Origin of the sequence: Geodermatophilus poikilotrophus, from assembly GCF_900111455.1 — a bacterium.
In the GTDB taxonomy this organism is placed as follows: domain Bacteria; phylum Actinomycetota; class Actinomycetes; order Mycobacteriales; family Geodermatophilaceae; genus Geodermatophilus; species Geodermatophilus poikilotrophus.
On record NZ_FOIE01000003.1, the window covers coordinates 308,616 to 327,087 of the forward strand.

An 18,472-nucleotide genomic window follows, 5' to 3' on the forward strand; every position below is an offset into this window, starting at 1 on the left:
GGCCGTCCCGCCGGGGAAGGGGAGCGGCAGCGGCCGGGTGTGGCGGTCGCCCTCCGTCCCGGGGCGGGTCCGGCCGGGTCAGCACGCGGAACGCCGGAGGGGGCGGGGAGGCACTCGGCCTCCCCGCCCCCTCCGGGCGTCGTCCCTCAGCTGCTGTCGGAGTCCTGCGACCGGTCGAACCGCCGCTTCGCCTGCGCCTCGACCGAGATCGCGTCGGTCGTCCCGTGGTGGTGGTGCGCCTCCTCGATCTCGTGCACCGCCTCGTCGAGCACGGGGACGTGCACTCCCTTCGTCGGCAGCAGGAGACGGACCAGCGGCCACAGCAGGACCAGCGCCACGATCACGTACACGACGACGGACAGCGGGTCGATCAGCCCGCCGATCGCCCCGTTGCTGATCTGCAGCGCCTGCCGCAGCTCCGCCTCGGCGAACGGCCCGAGGATCACGCCGACGATGGCCGGCAGCAGGGGCAGCCCGAAGCGGCGCATCATGAAGCCGAGCGCGCCGATGACCAGCAGCATGAACAGGTCGAACACGTTGGCGTTCGTCGCGTACGCGCCCAGGCTGGCGAAGAAGAGGATGCCCGCGTACAGGTACGTGCGCGGGATCCGCAGCAGACGCGCCCACAGCGGCGCCAGTGGCAGGTTCAGCACCAGCAGCGCCGTGTTGCCGATGAAGAGGCTGGCGATGAGGCCCCACACCAGCTCCGGCTCGCTGTCGAACAGCTGCGGCCCGGGCTGGATGCCGTAGCTCTCGATGGCGGCGAGCAGGACCGCCGCGGTGGCCGTCACCGGGATGCCCAGGGTCAGCAGCGGCACGAGCCCGCCCGCGGCCGAGGCGTTGTTGGTGGCCTCCGGCCCGGCGACGCCCTCGATGGCGCCCGTGCCGAACTCCTCGGGGTGCCGGGACAGCCGCTTCTCGGTGACGTAGGAGAGGAACGTCGGGACCTCGGCCCCACCGGCCGGGACGGCGCCGAAGGGGAACCCGATCGCGGTGCCGCGCAGCCACGGCTTCCACGAGCGGCGCCAGTCCGACCGGCTCATCCGCGGGTTGCCCACCGGGATGACCTCGACCGGGCGGCGGCGCAGGTGGGCCGCGGTCCACAGCGCCTCACCGACGGCGAACAGGCCGACCGCGACGACGACGATGTCGATGCCGTCGGCGAGCTCGCCGATGCCGAAGGTGAGCCGCTGCTGGCCGGAGGTGGCGTCGATGCCGATCAGCCCGATGGCCAGGCCGAGCCCGAGCGAGGCAAGGCCGCGCACCCGGGAGCTGCCGAGCACCGAGGTGACCGCGATGAACGCCAGCACCATGATCGCGAACATGTCGGCGGGCGAGACCTCCACGGCGAGGTCGGCGACCAGGGGGGCCACCAGGGCCAGCAGCAGCGTGGCGATGGTCCCGGCGACGAACGAGCCGATCGCCGCGGTGGCCAGGGCCTGCGCCGCGCGGCCGGACCGGGCCATCTTGTTGCCCTCGATGGCGGTGACCACCGAGGCGCTCTCACCCGGGGTGTTCAGCAGGATCGACGTCGTGGACCCGCCGTACATGCCGCCGTAGTAGATGCCGGCGAACATGATGAGCGCGGTGGTGACGTCCAGACCGCGGGTCAGCGGCAGCAGCAGGGCCACCGCCATGGCCGGGCCGATGCCGGGCAGGACGCCGATCGCGGTGCCGAGCAGCACGCCCAGCAGTGCGAACGCCACGTTGGTCGGCGTCAGGGCGGTGCCGAAGCCCTCGAGGAGGGAGCCGAACGCGTCCATCAGAGGATCCCCCTCAGGATGCCCGGGGGCAGCACGATGCCGAGCCCGAGGGCGAACAGGTAGAAGGAGCCGATCGACAGGGCGAAGGCGATCACGGCGTCCCGCACGTAGTGGCGGCTGCCGAGGGCGAACGCCGATCCCCAGAACAGGATCGCACCGGAGAACACCCAGCCGAGGCTCTCGATCAGCAGCGCGTTGGCCAGGAACGCGGCGGCGAGCATCGCGATCGTCGTCCAGTCGGTGCCGCCGGTGAGCTCGACGTCCTCGCCGCCCTCGGGCTCGCCGCGGCCGCCGCGCTTCACGTCGATGGCCAGGACGACCCCGACGACGACCAGCAGGCCGCCAACGACGAGGGGGACGACGGCGGGCCCGACCGGCCCGCGGACGATCCGGCTCTCCGGCAGGAGGAGAGCCTGCACGATGACGAGGAGGCCGAGCGCCGCCAGGAACAGGGCCACTCCGTACTCGGAGCGGCCCTGGTCCTGGGCGCTGCCCCTGGGGGCAGAGGTCACGTCAGGCCCAGCTCGCTCAGCACGCCCTCGACCCGCCGGCTCTCCTCGTCGAGGAAGGAGCCGAACTCGTCACCGGTGGCGAAGGAGTCGGTCCAGCCCTGGTCCTCGAGCACCTGCTGCCAGGCCTCGCTGTCGTGGACCTGGGTGATCAGGTCGATGTGCCGCTGGGCCTCCTCGGCGGTGATGTCCGGGGCCGCCACGATGCCGCGCCAGTTGGTGAACGTCAGGTCCACGCCGGACTCGGTGAGGGTCGGCGCGTCGACGCCCTCGACCGGCGCCTCGCTGGTGACCGCGAGGATGCGGACGTCACCGGAGGCGGCCGGCTCGGTGACCTCGCCGATGCCGGTCGCGGCGAAGGCCACGTCGCCGCCGAGGATGCCGGCGAGCAGCTCGCCGCCGCCGTCGTAGGCCACGTAGTTGACCGAGGTCGGCGTCACGCCGACCTGCTGCGCCAGCAGCATCGGGGTCAGGTGGTCCGGGCCGCCGGGGTTGGACGCGCCGCCGACGGGCGTGTTGCCCGGGTCGGCCTTCCAGGCGGCGACCAGGTCGTCGATGTTCTGGAACGGCGAGTCCGCCGGGACGACGATCGCCTCGGCCTCCTCGATGAGCCGCGCGATCGGCGTGGTCTGCTCGAGGGTGGCCTCGGACTGGTTGCTGTACTGCGCGCCCACCACGCCCAGGCCCATCTGCATGAGCATGTCGGCGTTGCCGGTCTCGTTGACCAGGCGCTGCAGGCCGACGGTGCCGCCGGCGCCCTCGAGGTTGAACACCTCGATCGTCTGGGCCAGCTCCTCCTCCTCGGCGACCTGGGCCAGGGCGCGGGCGGTGGTGTCGTAGCCGCTGCCGGGCGAGTTCGGGACCAGCACCCGCAGGCCGGAGACCGGGCCCTCCTGGGTGCCGCCGCCGGAGGCAGAGCCGCCCTCGGCGGTGGTGCCGCACCCGGTCAGCAGCAGCCCGGCGGCCACGGTGCCGACGGTGAGCTTCCGCAGGGAAGCATTGCGCATGGGTTCCTCCTGTGTGTCCGGCGGACGTCCGCCGCTCGCAAGCAAGGTCGCAACGCCCGTGGCGCGTGTCACGCTTGCGTGCGCATTGGGCGTTGTGGTCGTTGTGTGCCCGGCCGCCCGGGCGCCGGCCGGGAGTTCAATGGCGTGCCACGTCCCCGACCAGTCAGGAGGGCTCGTGACCGAGCTCGCGAGCGCCGGCGAGGAGGTCTCGTGACCGAGCTCGCGAGGTCACGCACGGGCGCAGCACCCCGGGGCACGGGGGCGACGAGCGCCGGCGAGGAGGTCCCGTGACCCGGCGGCTGACGCTCGCCGGCCAGCTGCTCGTGCTGCAGGTGGTCGTCGTCTGCGTCGTGCTCGTCGGCGTCGCGGCCGTCACCGTCGCCCAGTCGATGCAGGGGGCCGAGGAGGTGGAGGGCCGCCGCGCGGTGGAGATCGCCGAGACGCTGGCCAACAGCCGGGCCACCCGCGCGGCGCTGGAGCTGGGCCGAGTGGAGTACATCGGCATCACCGCGGAGGAGAGCCGCAGCACCTCCGGGTCCGCCGACGTCGTCGTCGCGGGGGCCGACCGGACCGTCCTCGCCAGCGCCGACCCCGAGCTGCTCGGCCGGCCGCTGGACCTCGGCGCCAGCCGGGTGCTGGAGGGGCGGTCGTGGGTGGGGGACGTCGAGCTGCCCGGCGGTCACGCCGCGGTCGCCATGGCGCCGGTCTACTCCGCGCGCGGGGACCGCGTGCTCGGCCTGGTCGCGGTGCAGCGGACCTACCCGGGCGTCCTGGGGAGCCTGGAGGCGGCCGCGCCGAACCTGCTCACCTACCTGGGCCTGGCCAGCGTGCTGGGCATCGGCGGGTCGCTGCTGGTGGCGCGCCGGGTGAAGCGGCAGACGCTGGGGCTGGAGCCGGCCGAGATCGCCGGCCTGGTGGAGCACCGCGACGCCATGCTGCACGGCATCCGCGAGGGCGTCGTGGGACTGGACCTGCACGGCCGCGTGACGCTGGTGAACGACGAGGCCGTCCGGCTGCTGCGGATCCCCGGCGACGCGCTCGGCCGCACCCTCGACGAGCTCGGGGTTGCCGCGGAGGTGGCCGAGGCGCTGCTCACCACGGGCGTCGAGCGGGACCGGGCCGTGGGCACCGCCGGCCGGGTGCTCGTGGTGAACCGGCTGCCGCTGACCAGCCGCGGCCGGCCCATCGGGTCGGTGGCCACCCTGCGCGACCGCACCGAGCTGCTCGAGCTGCGCCGCGAGCTCGACCTGAACCGGCACGTCGCCGACACGCTGCGGGCCCAGGCGCACGAGTTCGACAACCGGCTGCACACCATCGCGGGGCTCATCGAGCTGGGGGAGGCGGAGGAGGCGGTGCGGTTCGTGCACCGGATCAGCACCAGCCGGTCGGAGTTCGGCAGCGCGGTCACCGCCGCCGTGCGCGACCCGGCGATCGCCGCGCTGCTGGTCGCCAAGGCCAGCCAGGCGGCCGAGCGGGGCGTCGACCTGCGCATCGCACCGGACTCCGCGCTGCCCGTGCTCGCCCCCGAGCTCAGCACGGACGTCGCGACCGTGGTGGGCAACCTGGTCGACAACGCCATGGACGCCGCCTCGGACGCGGCGCAGCGCTGGGTCGAGGTGGGCCTGGGGCTGGTCGACGACGAGGTCGACGTCGTGGTCCGCGACTCCGGTCCCGGCGTCCCGGCCGGGATGGAGGCCGAGGTGTTCCGGCGCGGCGTCTCGACGAAGGGCTCCGCCCCCCACGACGCAGCCGCCCCGGGCGGCCGGGGGATCGGGCTGTCCCTGGTGCACCTGGTGTGCACCCGCCGCGGCGGGAGCGTGACCGCCAGCTCCGCGGACGGCTCGGTGTTCACCGCCCGGCTCCCGGCCGGCCCCGCACTGGTGGACGCATGACCCGGGTGCTGATCGTGGACGACGACTTCATGGTCGCCAAGGTCCACGCCGGGTTCGTCGCGGCCCTCGACGGGTTCGAGGTGGCGGGCACCGCGTCCAGCGGCGCGGAGGCACTCGCCCAGGTCGCCCGGCTGCAGCCGGACCTCGTGCTGCTCGACGTCTACCTGCCGGACATGACCGGGCTGGAGGTGCTGCGCCGGCTGCGGGCGGACGCCGTCCCGGTCGACGTCGTGGTCATCAGCGCCGCGCGAGACGTCGAGAGCATCCGCAGCGCGCTGCACGGCGGCGTCCTGTCCTACCTGGTCAAGCCGTTCGACCGGCAGACCTTCGAGGCCCGGCTGCGGGAGTACGCCGCGCTGCGCAGCGAGCTCGCCGTGCTGCAGGAGGCCGGGCAGGCCGACGTCGACCGGCTGTTCGCCGGCGCGCGCAGCGGACCGCGCCCGGCGGCCCCCACGCCGAAGGGGATCGCGCCGGAGACGCTGCAGCTGGTCCGCGAGGCGCTGCGGGACGCCGGGGAGGAGGGGCTCTCGGCCACCCAGTGCAGCGAGCGCACCGGCCTGGCGCGGGTGAGCGCCCGCCGCTACCTGGAGCAGCTGGTGACCCTGGAGGAGGCCGACGTCCGGCAGCGCTACGGCACCGCGGGCCGGCCGGAGCGGCGGTTCACCCGGCGCGGGGGCGGCCACCGCGCCGGGTGAGCGGCCGGGTACGCAACGACCGCAACGACCGCTACGGGCGCAACGCGGCGGTGCCGCTGCCTCCTGCTTAGGCTCCGGCCATGACCATCGTCGTGGGCTACGTCCCCACCCCCGAGGGCGAGGCCGCCCTCGCCGCCGCCATCGCCGAGGCCTCGCTGCGCGAGCAGCCGTTGCACGTCGTCAACAGCGCCCGCGGTGACGTCCTGGCCGACCCCCGGTTCGCCTCGGAGCGGGTGCTGGACCAGGTCCGGGAGAAGCTCGACGCGACCGGGGTGGTCTACGAGATCGACCAGCGGGTGGCCGGTCACGACGCCGCGGACGAGGTCGTGGAAGCCGCCGAACGCGTCAAGGCCAGCCTGATCGTCATCGGCATGCGCCGCCGCACGCCCACCGGGAAGCTGATCACCGGCAGCCAGGCGCAGCGGATCCTGCTCGATGCCCACTGCCCGGTGCTGGCGGTCAAGGCCACCTACTGAAGAAGGACCCCCTGCTCCCCACCGCTCGCCAGCTCGCGGCGGGCCCCTGCAGGGGGCCGTACCAGCACGTCACCAGGCTCGGGGTGGGACCCGGGACCGGGCCGCTGCGGCATCTGCAGGGGGTCCGAGCGGGCGCCTTCAGCCCAGCAGGTCGACGCCCTCGCCGGGGCCGTGGGCCAGGTTGCGGAAGATCGTCTCCAGGCTCCGCGCCAGGTGCCCGGCGAGGGCGGTCGCCGCACCCTCGGCGTCCCCGGCGAGCAGGGCGTCGCAGACGGCGAGGTGCTCCCCGACGGACACCTCGACCCGCCGCGGGTCCAGGTGGGAGAGGTTGCGCAGCCGCGCGGTGTGCGGCCGCAGCTCGGCGATGGTGCGGCGCAGGTGCTCGTTGCGGGTCGCCCGGATGACCGTCCAGTCGAAGCGGTCGGCCAGCTCGTAGAACGACCGGGACCGCGCCGTCGACGGGTCGCGCTCCAGGACGCCCGCGATGGCCTCGCGCAGCTCGGCGAAGGTCCGGTGCAGCGCGGGGTCGGCGGTCGCGGCCTCGGTCGCCTGCCGGACGGCAGCCGGTTCCAGCAGCGAGCGGAACTCGAACAGGTCGCGGACGCTGCGCGCCGACACCCGCGAGACGCGGGCGCCCTGCCTCGGCACCAGGTCGACCAGCCCCTCGGCGGCCAGCCGGCGCAGCGCCTCGCGCACCGGCGTCCGCGAGGCCCCGGTGCGCGCGACCAGCGAGAGCTCCGACAGCGGCGTCCCCGGTGCCAGTTCACCGAGCTCGATCTCGGTCCGCAGCTGCCGGTGGACCTGGTCGGCCTTGCTGACCTCCTCGGTCTCCCCGGCGCGGCTGCCCGCCGTCATCCCCGCCTCCCCGCGGGGAACGGCACGCCGACCTCGTGGCCCAGCCGGCGCAGCCCGGCGAGCGAGTCCCGGGCGAGGACGACGCCGCCGGCCGCCAGGTTCGCCGCCTCGGCCCGGTCCTCCACCTCGCCGGGGTGGAGGACCTCGTCGAAGCCCTGGGCCGTCGGGACGGACCTCACCTCGTCGACCAGCTGCCGCACCCGCGCCTCGTACCCGGCGCGGTCGCCGAAGGCGTCGGGGTCCAGGGCCAGGAACAGGTGCCCACAGCCGCTGCGGGCGTCCGGCTCGTACGGGCCGTGCACACCGGTGCCGACGGCACTGCCGGTCAGGGCGCCGGAGAGCACGTCCATCATGAACGCGATCGCGTAGCCCTTGTGGCCGGCCATCGGCAGCAGCACGCCCAGCACCCCCTCCTCCGGATCGGTCGTCGGTGCGCCGTCGGCGGTGAGCGCCCAGGTCTCCGGGATGGGCTCGCCGCGGTTCTTCGCCAGGTGGATCTTGCCGCGGGCGACCGCGGTGTTCGCGATGTCGAGGGCGAGCACCGTGCCGTCGGGCCCGGGTGCGGCGATCGACCACGGGTTGGTGCCCACGCGCTTCTCGCGTCCGCCCCAGGGTGCCATCGCCGGGCTGGCGTTGGTGGTGAGGACGGCGACGCACCCGTCCTGCGCGGCGCGTCGGGTGAAGTACATGGCCGTGCCGAAGTGGTTGGAGTTCCGGACGCCGACGACACCGACGCCGTGGGTGCGGGCCCGCTCCACGGCCAGCCGCCGCGCCCGTTCGGTGAGCACCTGGCCGATGCCGTCCCGGCCGTCGAGCAGCACCAAGGGGCCGGTGTCGGAGAGCACCGCCGGGTCGGGGACCGCACGCACCGCGCCGGAGCGGAGGCGGGCGGCGTACCATGGCAGCCGGAGCAGGCCGTGCGACTGGTGGCCCCAGAGGTCGGCCTGGACGAGGGAGTCGGCGACCAGCGCCGCGTCGACCCGGGGCACCCCGAGCGCCGTCAGGACCCCGGTGCCGAACGCCCTCAGGAACTCCGGCTCGATCCGTTCCGCTGTCACCCTTGCCTCCTCAGCGGTTGTGTGCTGACCTGTATACAGTCTTGCACACACAACGTCGGAGGTCGATGGTGTTCAGCCTGGTGGTCCAGATGGAAGTGCGGCCCGGCCGGCGCGAGGAGTTCCTCACCGGCATGGCTGCCAACGCCGAGGCGTCGGTCCGGGACGAGCCGGGGTGCCTGCGGTTCGACGTCTGCTCCGTCGCCGACGACCCGGACCGGTTCGTGCTCTACGAGCTCTTCACCGACGCCGAGGCGTTCGCCGCCCACAAGGCGTCCCCGCACTTCGCGCGGTGGCGCCAGATCGCCGAGCAGGTTCTCGCGAGGCAGGTCAACACCCCCGGCGAGCTGCTGGTCACCCACACCTCCGAGGAGTCCGCATGAGCACCCAGCCCGTCCCGCCGTCGATGGTCCTGCGCCCGGAGGAGATCCAGCGCTTCGACCGCGGCAGCGGCGTCGTCACCATCCCGTTCGTCGGGAAGTGGAACTGCGAGTCGAACCTGGTCACGACCGGGATGACGGTCTTCGCGCCCGGCACCGGCATCCCGCTGCACTCGCACAACGTCGAGGAGTCGGTGCTGGTGTACGAGGGCGAGGCGACGGCGGTCGTCGGCGACGACGAGTTCGACCTCGTCGCCGGCCAGGCGACCTGGGTGCCGGCGGGCGTCCCGCACTGCTTCCGCAACCGCGGCGAGGGGACGATGACCATCTACTGGGTCTACGGCGGCCGCGACGTCACCCGGACCATCACCGCCACCGGCGAGACGTTCGAGCACCTGTCCGAGAGCGACCGTGGGGCCGTGCCCTCGTCCGGGGAGCAGGCATGAGCGCCCTCGTCACCACCAACCCGGCGACCGGCGAGCCGCTGGCCGAGTACGCCGTCCTCAGCGATGCCGAGGTCGACGCGGCCCTGCACCGCGCCGCCGCGGCGCAGCAGGAGTGGGCGGCGCTGCCCATCGGCGAGCGGGCCGTCGTGCTGCGCCGCGTCGCCGCGATCCTCCGCGGGGAGATCGACGACCTGGCCCTGCTCGTCACCCGCGAGATGGGCAAGCCGCTGGTCGAGGCGCGGGCCGAGGTGGAGAAGTGCGCGACCACCTGCGACTGGTACGCCGACAACGCCGCGGCCCTCCTCGCCGACGAGCCGGTGGCGACGTCGGCCGACCGCAGCTGGATCTCCCACGAGCCGGTCGGCGTCGTGCTCGCCGTCATGCCGTGGAACTTCCCGCTCTGGCAGGTGCTGCGCTTCGCCGCACCCGCGCTCATGGCGGGCAATGCCGCGCTGCTCAAGCACTCGCCGAACACCACCGGGTGCGCCGTGGCGGTGCAGCGGATCGTGACCGCGGCGGGTGGACCGGAGGGCCTGTTCGGTGCGCTGGTCGTCGCCGAGGCCGACGTCCCCGCCGTGACGCAGCGGCTGATCGCGGACCCGCGAGTCGGCGCGGTCACGATCACCGGCAGCGAGCGGGCCGGCCGGGCGGTCGGCGCCGCTGCGGGCGACGCGATCAAGAAGTCGGTGCTGGAGCTCGGCGGTTCGGACCCGTTCGTGGTCCTCGCCGATGCCGACCTGCCGCGGGTGGCCGCCCTGGCGGCGCGCGGCCGGCTGGTGAACGCCGGGCAGAGCTGCATCTCGCCGAAGCGGCTGGTCGTCGACGCGTCGGTCGCCGAGGAGTTCACCCGGCTGCTCGTGGCCGAGGTCGAGGCCCTCGTCGTCGGCGACCCGGAGGCGCCCGGCACCCACGTCGGGCCGATGGCCCGCGCGGACCTGCGGGACGGCGTGCACCGCCAGGTGGAGGCCTCGGTCGCGGCCGGGGCGCGGCTGCTCACCGGCGGCCGCCCGCTGCCCGGCCCGGGGTGCTTCTACGCCCCGACCGTGCTGGGCGACGTCGTCCCGGGGGTCCCGGCGTACGACGAGGAGGTCTTCGGCCCGGTGGCCGCGGTCATGGTGGCGCGGGACGAGGACGACGCCGTGCGCATCGCCAACGACACCCGCTTCGGCCTCGGCGCCAGCGTCTGGACGACGGACCCCGAGCGCGGCGTCGCCGTCGCCCGTCGGATCCGCTCCGGCGCCGCCTTCGTCAACGCCCTGGTCGCCTCCGATGCGCGGATGCCCTTCGGCGGCACCCGCGCCAGCGGCTACGGCCGCGAGCTGGCCGCGGCCGGCATCCGCGAGTTCGTCAACGTCCGCACCTGGTGGGTCCTCGACGAGCCCGCCGCCACCGCCCCCGTCAGCGAGTGACACGCCATCCTCCGAGGAGAGCCATGACCACCACCCACCGCTACCGCCTGGGCGTGATGCTCGGCGACGGCATCGGCCCGGAGATCGTCCCCGCATCCGTGCGGGTGGTCGACGCCGCACTCGCCGCCGCGGGCGCCGATCCGGTCGAGTGGCAGGAGCTGCCGCTGGGCGCCTCGGCCATCGACACGCACGGCAGCGCCATCCCGGACACGACGCTGGCGGCGCTGGCCGGCCTCGACGGCTGGCTGCTCGGACCGCACGACAGCGCCGCGTACCCCGAGCCGTTCCGGTCGCAGCTGAACCCGAGCGGCACGCTGCGCAAGCACTTCGACCTGTACGCCAACATCCGCCCGGCCCGCGCCTTCGAGGGCGGGCGCGCGATCGCCCCCGAGACCGACCTGGTGATCGTCCGGGAGAACACCGAGGGCTTCTACGCCGACCGGAACACCCACGCGGGCACCGGCGAGTACATGCCGACGCCCGATGTCGCCATCGCGATGGGGGTCTTCACCCGTCCGGCCGTCGAGCGCATCGCCCGGGCCGCGTTCGAGCTGGCCCGGCGCCGGCGGAACAAGCTCACGATCGTGCACAAGGCCAACGTGCTGCAGCTGAGCTCGGGCCTGTTCAAGCGGGTCTGCCTCGAGGTGGCCGAGCAGTTCCCGGACGTGGCGGTCGACGACTTCCACATCGACGCGATGACGGTGCACCTGCTGCGTCGTGCGTCCGCCTTCGACGTCGTGGTCGCGGAGAACATGTTCGGCGACATCCTCTCCGACATGGCCGGTGAACTGGCCGGGTCGCTCGGCATCGCGCCGTCGGTCAACGCCTCGGACGACCGGGCCATGGCGCAGGCCGCGCACGGGTCGGCGCCCGACATCGCCGGGGAGGGGCTGGCCAACCCGATCGCGATGGTCCTGTCCGCGGGGATGCTGCTGGACTGGCTCGGCACCCGGCACGGCGACCGCCGCCTCACCGACGCCGCAGTCCGGGTCGAGGACGGCGTCCGCGCCGCCGTGCGCGCCGGTGTGAGCACCCGCGACCTGGGCGGCTGGGCCTCGACCGGCGAGTTCACCGACGCCGTCGTCGAGCGCACCGCGGCCGGGGCGTGAGGGCGTCGTGAGCACCTCTCGCGCTGCCTCCCCGCAGCGCCAGGCCCTAGCCTCCGCACCATGACCGAACCGCGGGTGCCCGCCACCACCGATGTCTGCGACGCCCACCCGGAGGCGCAGGTGTGCGAGCCGGTGTTCCAGGCCTTCGGCGGCCGCGCCGCCTTCTGCGGGCCGGTCACCACGCTCAAGGTGTTCGAGGACAACACCCTGGTCAAGCAGGCGGTCGAGGGGCCCGGGGAGGGCCGGGTGCTGGTCGTCGACGGCGGCGGATCGCGGCGCTGCGGGCTGGTCGGCGGCAACCTGGCCGTCGCCGCGGCGACCAACGGCTGGGCCGGGATCGTCGTGTACGGCTGCATCCGGGACGCCGACGAGCTGGCCGAGCAGCCGATCGGGGTCCGCGCTCTTGCGGCCCACCCCCGCAAGAGCGAGCGCGGGCTGCACTCCGGTCAGGCGGGCCGGCCGGTCGTCTTCGCGGGTGTGGTGTTCCGCGAGGGGGAGTGGCTGTGCGCCGACCGGGACGGCGTCGTCGTCCTGCCCGCGGCGCCGGAGAGGTGAGGTCAGCGACGGCGCAGCAGGCGGGCCACCCGGTGCGCGCGCCCGGAGACCAGCTCCGCGGTCGTCCCCGGCTCCGGGACGTCGGCCAGCGCGGCGTGCCGCTCCCGCAGCCGGGCGCGGACCTCCTCCGGGGTGTGCACCCGGCGCTGCCGCTCTCCCCGGGCCAGCACCGCCCCGGTCGCCGCGACGCCGGCCAGACCGGCCAGGCCGAGCAGCTTCCACAGGCGCACGGACCCACGGTATCGCCGTGCCCAGCCTGAGCCTGGACGAGGCGGTCGACCTCACGCGCACCGGCGACGTGTGGGTCTTCCGCGGCGGCTCGGTGGCCGACCGGGCGATCCGGACGCTCACCAACGCCCCGGTCAACCACGTCGGCATGGCCGTCGTCCTGGAGGACCTGCCGCCGCTGCTCTGGCACGCCGAGCTCGGCCGCTCGCTGCCCGACGTGTGGACCGGGCAGCACCAGCGCGGCGTCCAGCTGCACGACCTCGCCGACGCCGTCCGCACCTGGCGGCAGCGCTACGGGCAGCGGGCCTGGCTGCGGCAGTTGGTCGGCCCGGCCGACGACGGCGGCGTGACCCCGGACATGGAGGACGCCGTCCTGCGGACGATCGCCCGCCTCGACGGCCGGCCGTTCCCCACCACGCCGGGGCTGGCGCGCGGCTGGCTCACCGGGCGGCTGCGCCGGGGGACGTCGGCGGAGACGGTGTACTGCGCCGAGCTGGTGGCCTCGACCTACACCGCCATGGGCCTGCTCGACGGCCGCCGTCCGCGCAACGCCTACGACCCGGGCAGCTTCTGGTCCGGCGACGACCTGCAGCTGCTCCGGGGAGCGCGGCTGGGCCGGAGATCCCGGTCGACGTCCCGGCGGCTCAGCCCTCCCGGCGCACCCGGTAGGTCGTCTGCACCATCCCGCCGGGGAAGGTCCGCGTGCGCACGTGCTCGAGCAGCACGTCGGCCGGCAGCGGCCCGAACGGCGTGTGGCCCTCCCCGATGAGCACCGGCACGCGGGAGAGCGTCAGGTCGCCGACCAGCCCGGCGGCGAGGAAGTCGTGCACCGTCCGGCCGCCGTCGACGTAGACGCGGCGGTACCCGGCCGTCGTCAGCGCGGCGACGGCCTCGTCGAAGGAGCGGTGCAGGGTGGTGCGGGGGTCGGGCTCGAGCGTCGTGCTGATCACGTGCACCGGCTTGCCCTGGTACGGCCACTCGGCCAGCGGCGCGATCACCTCGTAGGTGCCGCGGCCCATGACCAGCGCGTCGATGCCGGCGACGAACTCGGCGAAGCCGAAGTCGCCGCCCTCGCCGTCGTCGGGAGCGCCGCCGGCGTCGTCCCCGCCGGTGAGCCACGCGAGGTCGCCGTCGGGCCGGGCGATGAACCCGTCGACGCTCATGCCGAGGAACACCGAACCGGTGAAGGGCGCGTCCATGCCGGCAGCGTGCCCGACGGTGTCGGCGGAGCAGGGGTTCGGGCTCCCGGTATCAGCCGGGAAGTGTCAGCCCTCTGCGATAGGCAAGGACCCACGGGGGGAACCGCCAGGAGGCCATCATGTCCGAGGCCGTCACGAGCACCCGACCGGTCGTCGACCGCCGCGTCCCGCCCCAGCCGTCGCCCGGTACCGCGCGCTCCCAGCACTGGGCCCGGCCGGACGCCGCCCGGGACGTCCTCGCCCTCGCCTGGGCGCCGGGCCTGGCCCCGCCCCGCCAGATCCGCGTCCGGCCCGAGCTCCACGACCGCCTGCTCGCCGAGCTCGACCCGGCCGCGCGGGTGGCCCTGACCGATCACGGCCTGCTCGGAGAGCCCGCCGGCGTGCCGGTCGTCATCGACCCGGCGCTGCCCGGCTGCCCCGGCTTCGAGGTGCAGCGGGTCCGGCCGGGCGGTCCCGTCCGGCTGCGCGGCGCCGCCTGAGCGGCTCAGCCCGCGAGCGCGGGCACCGGCTCCCCCAGCCGGACGACGGTGTCGCCGGGCTGCTCGACGGTGTCGTCGTGGGTCACGCAGACCACGACGCGCCCGGCGAGCGCGGCGCGCAGGTCGCGCACCAGCGCCGCGGCGGTGGGCGGGTCCAGGTGCGCGGTCGGCTCGTCGAGCAGCACGACGTCCCGGTCGGCCAGCAGCGCCCGGGCCGCGGCCAGCCGGCGCCGCTCCCCGCCGGACAGCGCGGTGCCACCCGCGCCGACCGGGGTGTCGAGGCCCCCGGGCAACCCGGCGAGCAACCCGCCCAGGCCGGTGGCCGCCAGCGCGGCGCGCAGCCGGGCCTCGCCGCCCGGTCCGGCCAGCTCGCCCCTCGGCGCGGCCAGGGCCAGGTTGGCGCGGATGCTCGAGGCGAACACGTGCGCCTCCTGCGGCAGCCAGGCGATCCGCGAGCGGACGCCGTCCCCGGTCAGCCGGTCGGTGGGGACGGCGTCCAGCGCGTACCCACCCGCCCGCGGCCGCAGCGCCGCGAGCAGCACCGCCAGGAACGTCGACTTGCCGGAGCCCGAGGGTCCGCGCACCACCAGCCAGCCGCCCTCGACGTCCGCCCGCGTGGCCAGGCCGCGGAGCACGTCCGGCCCGCCGGGCCAGCCGGCGACCAGCTCGTCGGTGGCCAGCGAGCGCACCGGCGCGGGTGCCGGCAGCGGGTCGGCGGGGTCGGCCGGCACCGGCGTGGTGAGGACGGCGTCGAGGCGGTGGCGGGCGTCGGCGAGGGCGCCGCGCCGCTGCAGCGCGGGGACCAGCCCGGCCAGCGGCTCGCCCAGGGCCAGCGGGGCGAGGGCGAGCACCGCGATCGCCGGGCCGGTCACCCCGGCCGCGGCGCCGGCCGCCGCGGCGGCGACCGCGGCGAGCCCGGTGCCGAGGACGACCACGCCGGCGCCCAGCGCGCCGGCCCGGGTGCGCGCGCGGTCGGCCGCGGTGCGGTCGGCGGCGAGCCCGGCGAGGTCGGCCGCCGTCCGCCCGGCCAGGCCGTGCGCCCGCAGGTCGGCCGCGCCGTCGAGCGCGGTGGTGGTGTCGCGCAGCGCCGCCACCCGCAGCGCGGCCTCGGCGCGCGCGGCGCCCGCGTCCACCCGCCGGTGCGCGAGCAGCACCAGCGCCACGGTGGCCGCCAGGACCAGCGCCGCGGCGCCGGCCCCGGCGGGGGAGACCAGGGCGAGCGCGCCGACGGTCGCGGTGGTCACGGCGCCGGCCGCCAGCGCCGGCGGGACGACCCGCACCGACAGGTCCTGCACCAGGCCCACGTCGCCGACCACGCGGGCCAGCGCCGAGCCCGGCGTGCGGTCGGCCGCGAGGCCCTGGGCGGCCAGCGCCCGCCACACCCGCACGCGCAGGTCCGCGGCCAGCCGGAGCGCCGCGTCGTGGGCGGTCATCCGCTCCACCCAGCGCAGCCCGGCCCGGCCCAGGCCGAAGGCCCGCACACCGACGATCGCGACCAGCAGGGTGAGCACCGGCGGCATCTCGGCCGCCCGCACGATCAGCCAGCCGGAGACCGCGGTGAGCGCTACGCCCGCGCCGGCCGAGGCGGTGCCGGCGGCGACCGCGCGCACCAGCGCCCGCCGCGGCCAGCGCAGCCCCGGGCCGGGGTCCGTCGCACCCGCCGGTGCCGGAGCCGCGGCGGGTGCCACGACCTCGTGGCCATCGGCGGCTGACGGCCACGACGTCGTCGCACCCGCGGGGGGTGCGGCGGCGGGCGGCGCCGAGGGCAGGTCGACGGTGCGGTCGGCGAGGGCGGCCAGAGCCGGGTCGTGGGTGACCAGCAGGACGCTCACCGTGCCGCGCAGCCCGGCCAGCGCCGCGGCCACCCGGGCGGCGGCCGCGTCGTCGAGGTGCGTGGTCGGCTCGTCGAGCAGCAGCAGCCGGGCGCCGCGGCGCACCCGCACCAGCGCCCGGGCCAGCGCGACCCGCTGCAGCTCGCCGGGGGAGAGGGTGGTGCAGTCCCGGCCGGCCAGCCCGGTGGCGCCGACCCGCGCCAGCGCCTCGACGACGTGGGCCTCGCCGACGACCTCGTCCGCGCCGGCCTCCGAGCCCGCGTGCCGGCGCAGCTCGTCGGCGACGGTCGCGCCGGTGGTGCGCGGGTGCTGCGGCACGTACGCCACCCCGCCGGCGGGGACGCCGGACACCCCGCCCTCGACGGTCGCCGCCGGGTCGGTCAGGCCGGCGAGGACGGCGAGCAGCGTGGACTTGCCCGAGCCGCTGGCGCCGCGGAGGGCGACCAGCTCCCCGGGCCGGACGGTGAGGTCCACCGGCGGCAGCGCCGCGACCGGTCGGCCGGGGAAGCGGACGGTCAGCCCCCGGACGGCGACGTCGGCGCCGCGCGGGTCGCCGCCGTCGTCCGCGGTCGGGAACGGGGTGGCGACGGGGGTGGCGAGCACCGCGCGGGCCTCGGCGGCGGCCAGCGCGGCGTCCTCGCCGGCGTGGTGGGCCGCGCCCAGGGCGCGCAGCGGCGCGAAGGCCTCCGGCGCGAGCAGCAGCGCGGTCAGGCCGACGGCCAGGTCGAGGTCGCCGTGCACCAGCCGCAGGCCGACGGTGACCGCGACCAGCGCGACCGACAGCGTGGCCAGCAGCTCGAGCACCAGCGCGGAGAGGAAGGCCAGCCGCAGCACCGACAGCGTGCGGCGGCGCGAGGCCTCGCCGAGCTCGGCGAGCGCCGCGGCCTGCTCGGCGGCGCGGCCCAGCCCGACGAGCACCGGCAGGCCGCGGACCAGCTCGGCGACGTGCGCGGCGATCCGGTCCAGCGCCCGGGCGGCGGCGGTGGTGCCGTCCCGGGTGGTCAGCCCGACCAGCACCATGAACAGCGGCACCAGCGGCAGGGTGACCGCGACGAGGGCGGCCGAGAGCAGGTCGGTCCAGGCGAGGACGACGAGCAGCACCGGCGGCACGACCAGGGCCTGCGCCAGCGCAGGGAGGCGGGTGGCCAGCGCGGGCCCCAGCTCGGCCAGCCGGGTGGTGGCCAGCAGCGCGGCCGGGCCGGGGCCGCCGGCCGCCGCGACCGCCGCCGGGGAGGCGGCGAGCCGGGCGGTCAGCGCTGCGCGCAGCTGCTCCTCGGCGCGGCGGGCGTCCCGCGTGGCCACCAGCTCACCGGCCCAGCCGGCCAGCGCGCGCAGCACGACCCCGGCGGAGGCGGCGAGCAGCGGACCGGTCAGGGCGCCGTCGGCCTGGCCGACCGCGCGGGCGACCGCGTGCGCGAGCCCGGCGGCGAGCAGCACCAGCCCGGCGACCTGGCCCAGTGCGGCGACCGCGGCGCGGACCAGCGCCCCGGTGACCCCCGGCACGCCGGCCAGCGCCCCGAGCGGCCCCCGGTCCGACCTCATGCGTGCGTCCCGGCGGGCTCGCCGTGCTGCGGCTCGGCGGTCAGCCGCCGGCGGAACACCCAGTAGGTCCACGCCTGGTAGCCGAGCACCACGGGCAGGCCGATGCCGGCGGCCCAGGTCATCACGGTGAGCGTGTAGTCGCTGACCGAGGCGTCGGCGATCGTCACGTCGAAGGCCGGGTCGATCGTCGAGGGGACGACGACCGGGTACGCGGCACCGAACACCGTGGCGGCCGCTGCGACCAGCACCGCGCCCCACGCGGTGAACGCCTGGCCCTCCCGGCCGACCCGCAGCCGCGCCCAGGCGACCAGCACGGCGAGCGCGGCGACCAGCCACAGCACCCCGGTGACCGGCGTGCCGGACCGCAGGTGCACCAGGCCGGCCCAGGCCAGCAGCGGCAGGGCGGCCACCGGCGCCCACCGCAGCGCGAAGCGCCGGGCGGCGACCCGCAGCGGGCCGTCGGTCTTCAGCGACAGGAACACCGCACCGTGCACCACCGAGAAGGCCAGGACGGCGACCGCGCCCAGCAGCGCCGACCAGCCCAGCCCGGAGAACGCGCCGCCGACCCGGTTGCCGTCCGCGTCGATCGGCAGACCCAGGGTGGTGGCCCCGAGCGCGGCGCCGATGCCGGCCGCGGCGATGAGCGAACCCGCGGTGATCACGCGCGTCCAGGTGGTGTCCCACGCCTCGGTGGAGTGCGAGTGCCGCCACTCGAAGGCGACCGCCCGGACGATCAGGCCGAACAGCACCAGCACGAAGGGCAGGTACAGCGCCGGCAGCCAGGTGGCGTACCAGCCGGGGAAGGCGGCGAACACCGCGCCGACGGCGGTGATCAGCCAGACCTCGTTGCCGTCCCACAGCGGGCCGATGGTGCGCAGCATCAGGTGCCGCTCGGCGGGACGGCGGCCGAGCACCGGCAGCAGCGCGGCGACGCCGAAGTCGAAGCCCTCGAGCAGCAGGAAGCCGGTCCACAGCAGCGCGACGGCGGCGAACCAGAGGGTCTGCAGGTCCACGGGTGGGCTCCTGGGGTGGGTGGGTGGA

At 76.1% G+C, this 18,472-nt stretch carries 18 protein-coding genes; 9 read left to right on the forward strand and 9 right to left on the reverse strand.

All coding sequences use genetic code 11. From position 1 onward, the window contains the following. Positions 1 to 146 precede the first annotated feature (146 nt). From BMW27_RS08945 to BMW27_RS08955, 3 genes are read right to left on the reverse strand one after another with little or no spacing between them, the layout of a single operon-like run. The gene (locus BMW27_RS08945; protein ID WP_091442518.1) at positions 147 to 1,763 is read right to left on the reverse strand and encodes a tripartite tricarboxylate transporter permease; all 1,617 of its coding nucleotides are present in this window, start codon (positions 1,761 to 1,763) and stop codon (positions 147 to 149) included. Further along, entirely contained in the window at positions 1,763 to 2,275 is a 513-nt protein-coding gene (locus BMW27_RS08950) for a tripartite tricarboxylate transporter TctB family protein (protein WP_091442521.1), read from the reverse strand. Before BMW27_RS08950 ends, BMW27_RS08945 begins: the two co-directional genes overlap by 1 nt. Continuing rightward, positions 2,272 to 3,279 (reverse strand): Bug family tripartite tricarboxylate transporter substrate binding protein, encoded by a 1,008-nt coding sequence (locus BMW27_RS08955; protein ID WP_091442523.1) that lies wholly within the window; start codon positions 3,277 to 3,279, stop codon positions 2,272 to 2,274. The genes BMW27_RS08950 and BMW27_RS08955 overlap by 4 nt, the downstream gene beginning before the upstream one ends. 287 nt (positions 3,280 to 3,566) lie before the next feature. Between BMW27_RS08955 and BMW27_RS08960 the strand changes: the two genes are divergently transcribed. The 3 genes from BMW27_RS08960 (at position 3,567) to BMW27_RS08970 (ending at position 6,342) form a co-directional block, all read left to right on the forward strand. Next, on the forward strand, positions 3,567 to 5,171 hold the full coding sequence (locus tag BMW27_RS08960) for a sensor histidine kinase (protein ID WP_091442526.1): 1,605 nt from the start codon (positions 3,567 to 3,569) through the stop codon (positions 5,169 to 5,171). Further along, positions 5,168 to 5,866, forward strand: a complete 699-nt coding sequence (locus tag BMW27_RS08965; protein ID WP_091442530.1) for a response regulator — start codon at positions 5,168 to 5,170, stop codon at positions 5,864 to 5,866. The genes BMW27_RS08960 and BMW27_RS08965 overlap by 4 nt, the downstream gene beginning before the upstream one ends. An 80-nt stretch (positions 5,867 to 5,946) precedes the next feature. After that, positions 5,947 to 6,342 (forward strand): universal stress protein, encoded by a 396-nt coding sequence (locus BMW27_RS08970; RefSeq protein WP_091442533.1) that lies wholly within the window; start codon positions 5,947 to 5,949, stop codon positions 6,340 to 6,342. A 138-nt stretch (positions 6,343 to 6,480) separates the two neighbouring features. Here the strand turns inward: BMW27_RS08970 and BMW27_RS08975 are convergent, their stop codons facing one another. Together BMW27_RS08975 and BMW27_RS08980 are read right to left on the reverse strand one after the other, a co-directional pair. After that, positions 6,481 to 7,197 carry a GntR family transcriptional regulator gene (locus BMW27_RS08975; RefSeq protein WP_091442536.1) on the reverse strand — a complete coding sequence of 239 codons (717 nt, stop codon included), beginning with the start codon at positions 7,195 to 7,197 and terminating at the stop codon, positions 6,481 to 6,483. Further along, entirely contained in the window at positions 7,194 to 8,255 is a 1,062-nt protein-coding gene (locus BMW27_RS08980; protein WP_091442539.1) for an Ldh family oxidoreductase, read from the reverse strand. The genes BMW27_RS08975 and BMW27_RS08980 overlap by 4 nt, the downstream gene beginning before the upstream one ends. A gap of 65 nt (positions 8,256 to 8,320) precedes the next feature. Between BMW27_RS08980 and BMW27_RS08985 the strand changes: the two genes are divergently transcribed. The 5 genes from BMW27_RS08985 to rraA are packed head-to-tail and all read left to right on the forward strand — an operon-like array spanning position 8,321 to position 12,151. Next, positions 8,321 to 8,635, forward strand: coding sequence for a putative quinol monooxygenase (locus tag BMW27_RS08985; RefSeq protein ID WP_245743408.1), 315 nt, complete (start codon positions 8,321 to 8,323; stop codon positions 8,633 to 8,635). Beyond that, positions 8,632 to 9,078, forward strand: a complete 447-nt coding sequence (locus BMW27_RS08990; protein ID WP_091442542.1) for a cupin domain-containing protein — start codon at positions 8,632 to 8,634, stop codon at positions 9,076 to 9,078. Before BMW27_RS08985 ends, BMW27_RS08990 begins: the two co-directional genes overlap by 4 nt. After that, positions 9,075 to 10,487 carry an NAD-dependent succinate-semialdehyde dehydrogenase gene (locus BMW27_RS08995; RefSeq protein ID WP_091442545.1) on the forward strand — a complete coding sequence of 471 codons (1,413 nt, stop codon included), beginning with the start codon at positions 9,075 to 9,077 and terminating at the stop codon, positions 10,485 to 10,487. The genes BMW27_RS08990 and BMW27_RS08995 overlap by 4 nt, the downstream gene beginning before the upstream one ends. Before the next feature lie 23 nt (positions 10,488 to 10,510). Further along, positions 10,511 to 11,596 (forward strand): isocitrate/isopropylmalate dehydrogenase family protein, encoded by a 1,086-nt coding sequence (locus tag BMW27_RS09000; protein WP_091442550.1) that lies wholly within the window; start codon positions 10,511 to 10,513, stop codon positions 11,594 to 11,596. A 60-nt stretch (positions 11,597 to 11,656) separates the two neighbouring features. Continuing rightward, on the forward strand, positions 11,657 to 12,151 hold the full coding sequence (gene rraA / locus BMW27_RS09005) for a ribonuclease E activity regulator RraA (protein WP_091442553.1): 495 nt from the start codon (positions 11,657 to 11,659) through the stop codon (positions 12,149 to 12,151). 2 nt (positions 12,152 to 12,153) lie between these two features. Here rraA and BMW27_RS09010 read toward each other — a convergent pair whose 3' ends face one another. Beyond that, entirely contained in the window at positions 12,154 to 12,381 is a 228-nt protein-coding gene (locus BMW27_RS09010; RefSeq protein WP_091442557.1) for a hypothetical protein, read from the reverse strand. Between the two features lie 642 nt (positions 12,382 to 13,023). After that, positions 13,024 to 13,578 (reverse strand): dihydrofolate reductase family protein, encoded by a 555-nt coding sequence (locus tag BMW27_RS09020; RefSeq protein WP_091442559.1) that lies wholly within the window; start codon positions 13,576 to 13,578, stop codon positions 13,024 to 13,026. A 119-nt stretch (positions 13,579 to 13,697) separates the two neighbouring features. Between BMW27_RS09020 and BMW27_RS09025 the strand changes: the two genes are divergently transcribed. Continuing rightward, positions 13,698 to 14,057 (forward strand): hypothetical protein, encoded by a 360-nt coding sequence (locus BMW27_RS09025; protein WP_091442562.1) that lies wholly within the window; start codon positions 13,698 to 13,700, stop codon positions 14,055 to 14,057. A gap of 5 nt (positions 14,058 to 14,062) precedes the next feature. Here BMW27_RS09025 and cydC read toward each other — a convergent pair whose 3' ends face one another. Together cydC and cydB are read right to left on the reverse strand one after the other, a co-directional pair. After that, positions 14,063 to 17,431 (reverse strand): thiol reductant ABC exporter subunit CydC, encoded by a 3,369-nt coding sequence (gene cydC, locus BMW27_RS09030; protein ID WP_091442565.1) that lies wholly within the window; start codon positions 17,429 to 17,431, stop codon positions 14,063 to 14,065. Further along, positions 17,428 to 18,444 (reverse strand): cytochrome d ubiquinol oxidase subunit II, encoded by a 1,017-nt coding sequence (cydB, locus tag BMW27_RS09035; protein ID WP_091442568.1) that lies wholly within the window; start codon positions 18,442 to 18,444, stop codon positions 17,428 to 17,430. The genes cydC and cydB overlap by 4 nt, the downstream gene beginning before the upstream one ends. Positions 18,445 to 18,472 lie beyond the last annotated feature (28 nt).

Coding starts and splice junctions, on each gene's coding strand:
- BMW27_RS08945 (WP_091442518.1), bottom strand. CDS start 1,763: ATGGACGCGTTCGGCTCCCTCCTCGAGGGCTTCGGCACCGCCCTGACG.
- BMW27_RS08955 (WP_091442523.1), bottom strand. CDS start 3,279: ATGCGCAATGCTTCCCTGCGGAAGCTCACCGTCGGCACCGTGGCCGCC.
- BMW27_RS08965 (WP_091442530.1), top strand. CDS start 5,168: ATGACCCGGGTGCTGATCGTGGACGACGACTTCATGGTCGCCAAGGTC.
- BMW27_RS08970 (WP_091442533.1), top strand. CDS start 5,947: ATGACCATCGTCGTGGGCTACGTCCCCACCCCCGAGGGCGAGGCCGCC.
- BMW27_RS08975 (WP_091442536.1), bottom strand. CDS start 7,197: ATGACGGCGGGCAGCCGCGCCGGGGAGACCGAGGAGGTCAGCAAGGCC.
- BMW27_RS08985 (WP_245743408.1), top strand. CDS start 8,321: ATGGTGTTCAGCCTGGTGGTCCAGATGGAAGTGCGGCCCGGCCGGCGC.
- BMW27_RS08990 (WP_091442542.1), top strand. CDS start 8,632: ATGAGCACCCAGCCCGTCCCGCCGTCGATGGTCCTGCGCCCGGAGGAG.
- BMW27_RS08995 (WP_091442545.1), top strand. CDS start 9,075: ATGAGCGCCCTCGTCACCACCAACCCGGCGACCGGCGAGCCGCTGGCC.
- BMW27_RS09000 (WP_091442550.1), top strand. CDS start 10,511: ATGACCACCACCCACCGCTACCGCCTGGGCGTGATGCTCGGCGACGGC.
- rraA (WP_091442553.1), top strand. CDS start 11,657: ATGACCGAACCGCGGGTGCCCGCCACCACCGATGTCTGCGACGCCCAC.
- BMW27_RS09020 (WP_091442559.1), bottom strand. CDS start 13,578: ATGGACGCGCCCTTCACCGGTTCGGTGTTCCTCGGCATGAGCGTCGAC.
- BMW27_RS09025 (WP_091442562.1), top strand. CDS start 13,698: ATGTCCGAGGCCGTCACGAGCACCCGACCGGTCGTCGACCGCCGCGTC.
- cydC (WP_091442565.1), bottom strand. CDS start 17,431: ATGAGGTCGGACCGGGGGCCGCTCGGGGCGCTGGCCGGCGTGCCGGGG.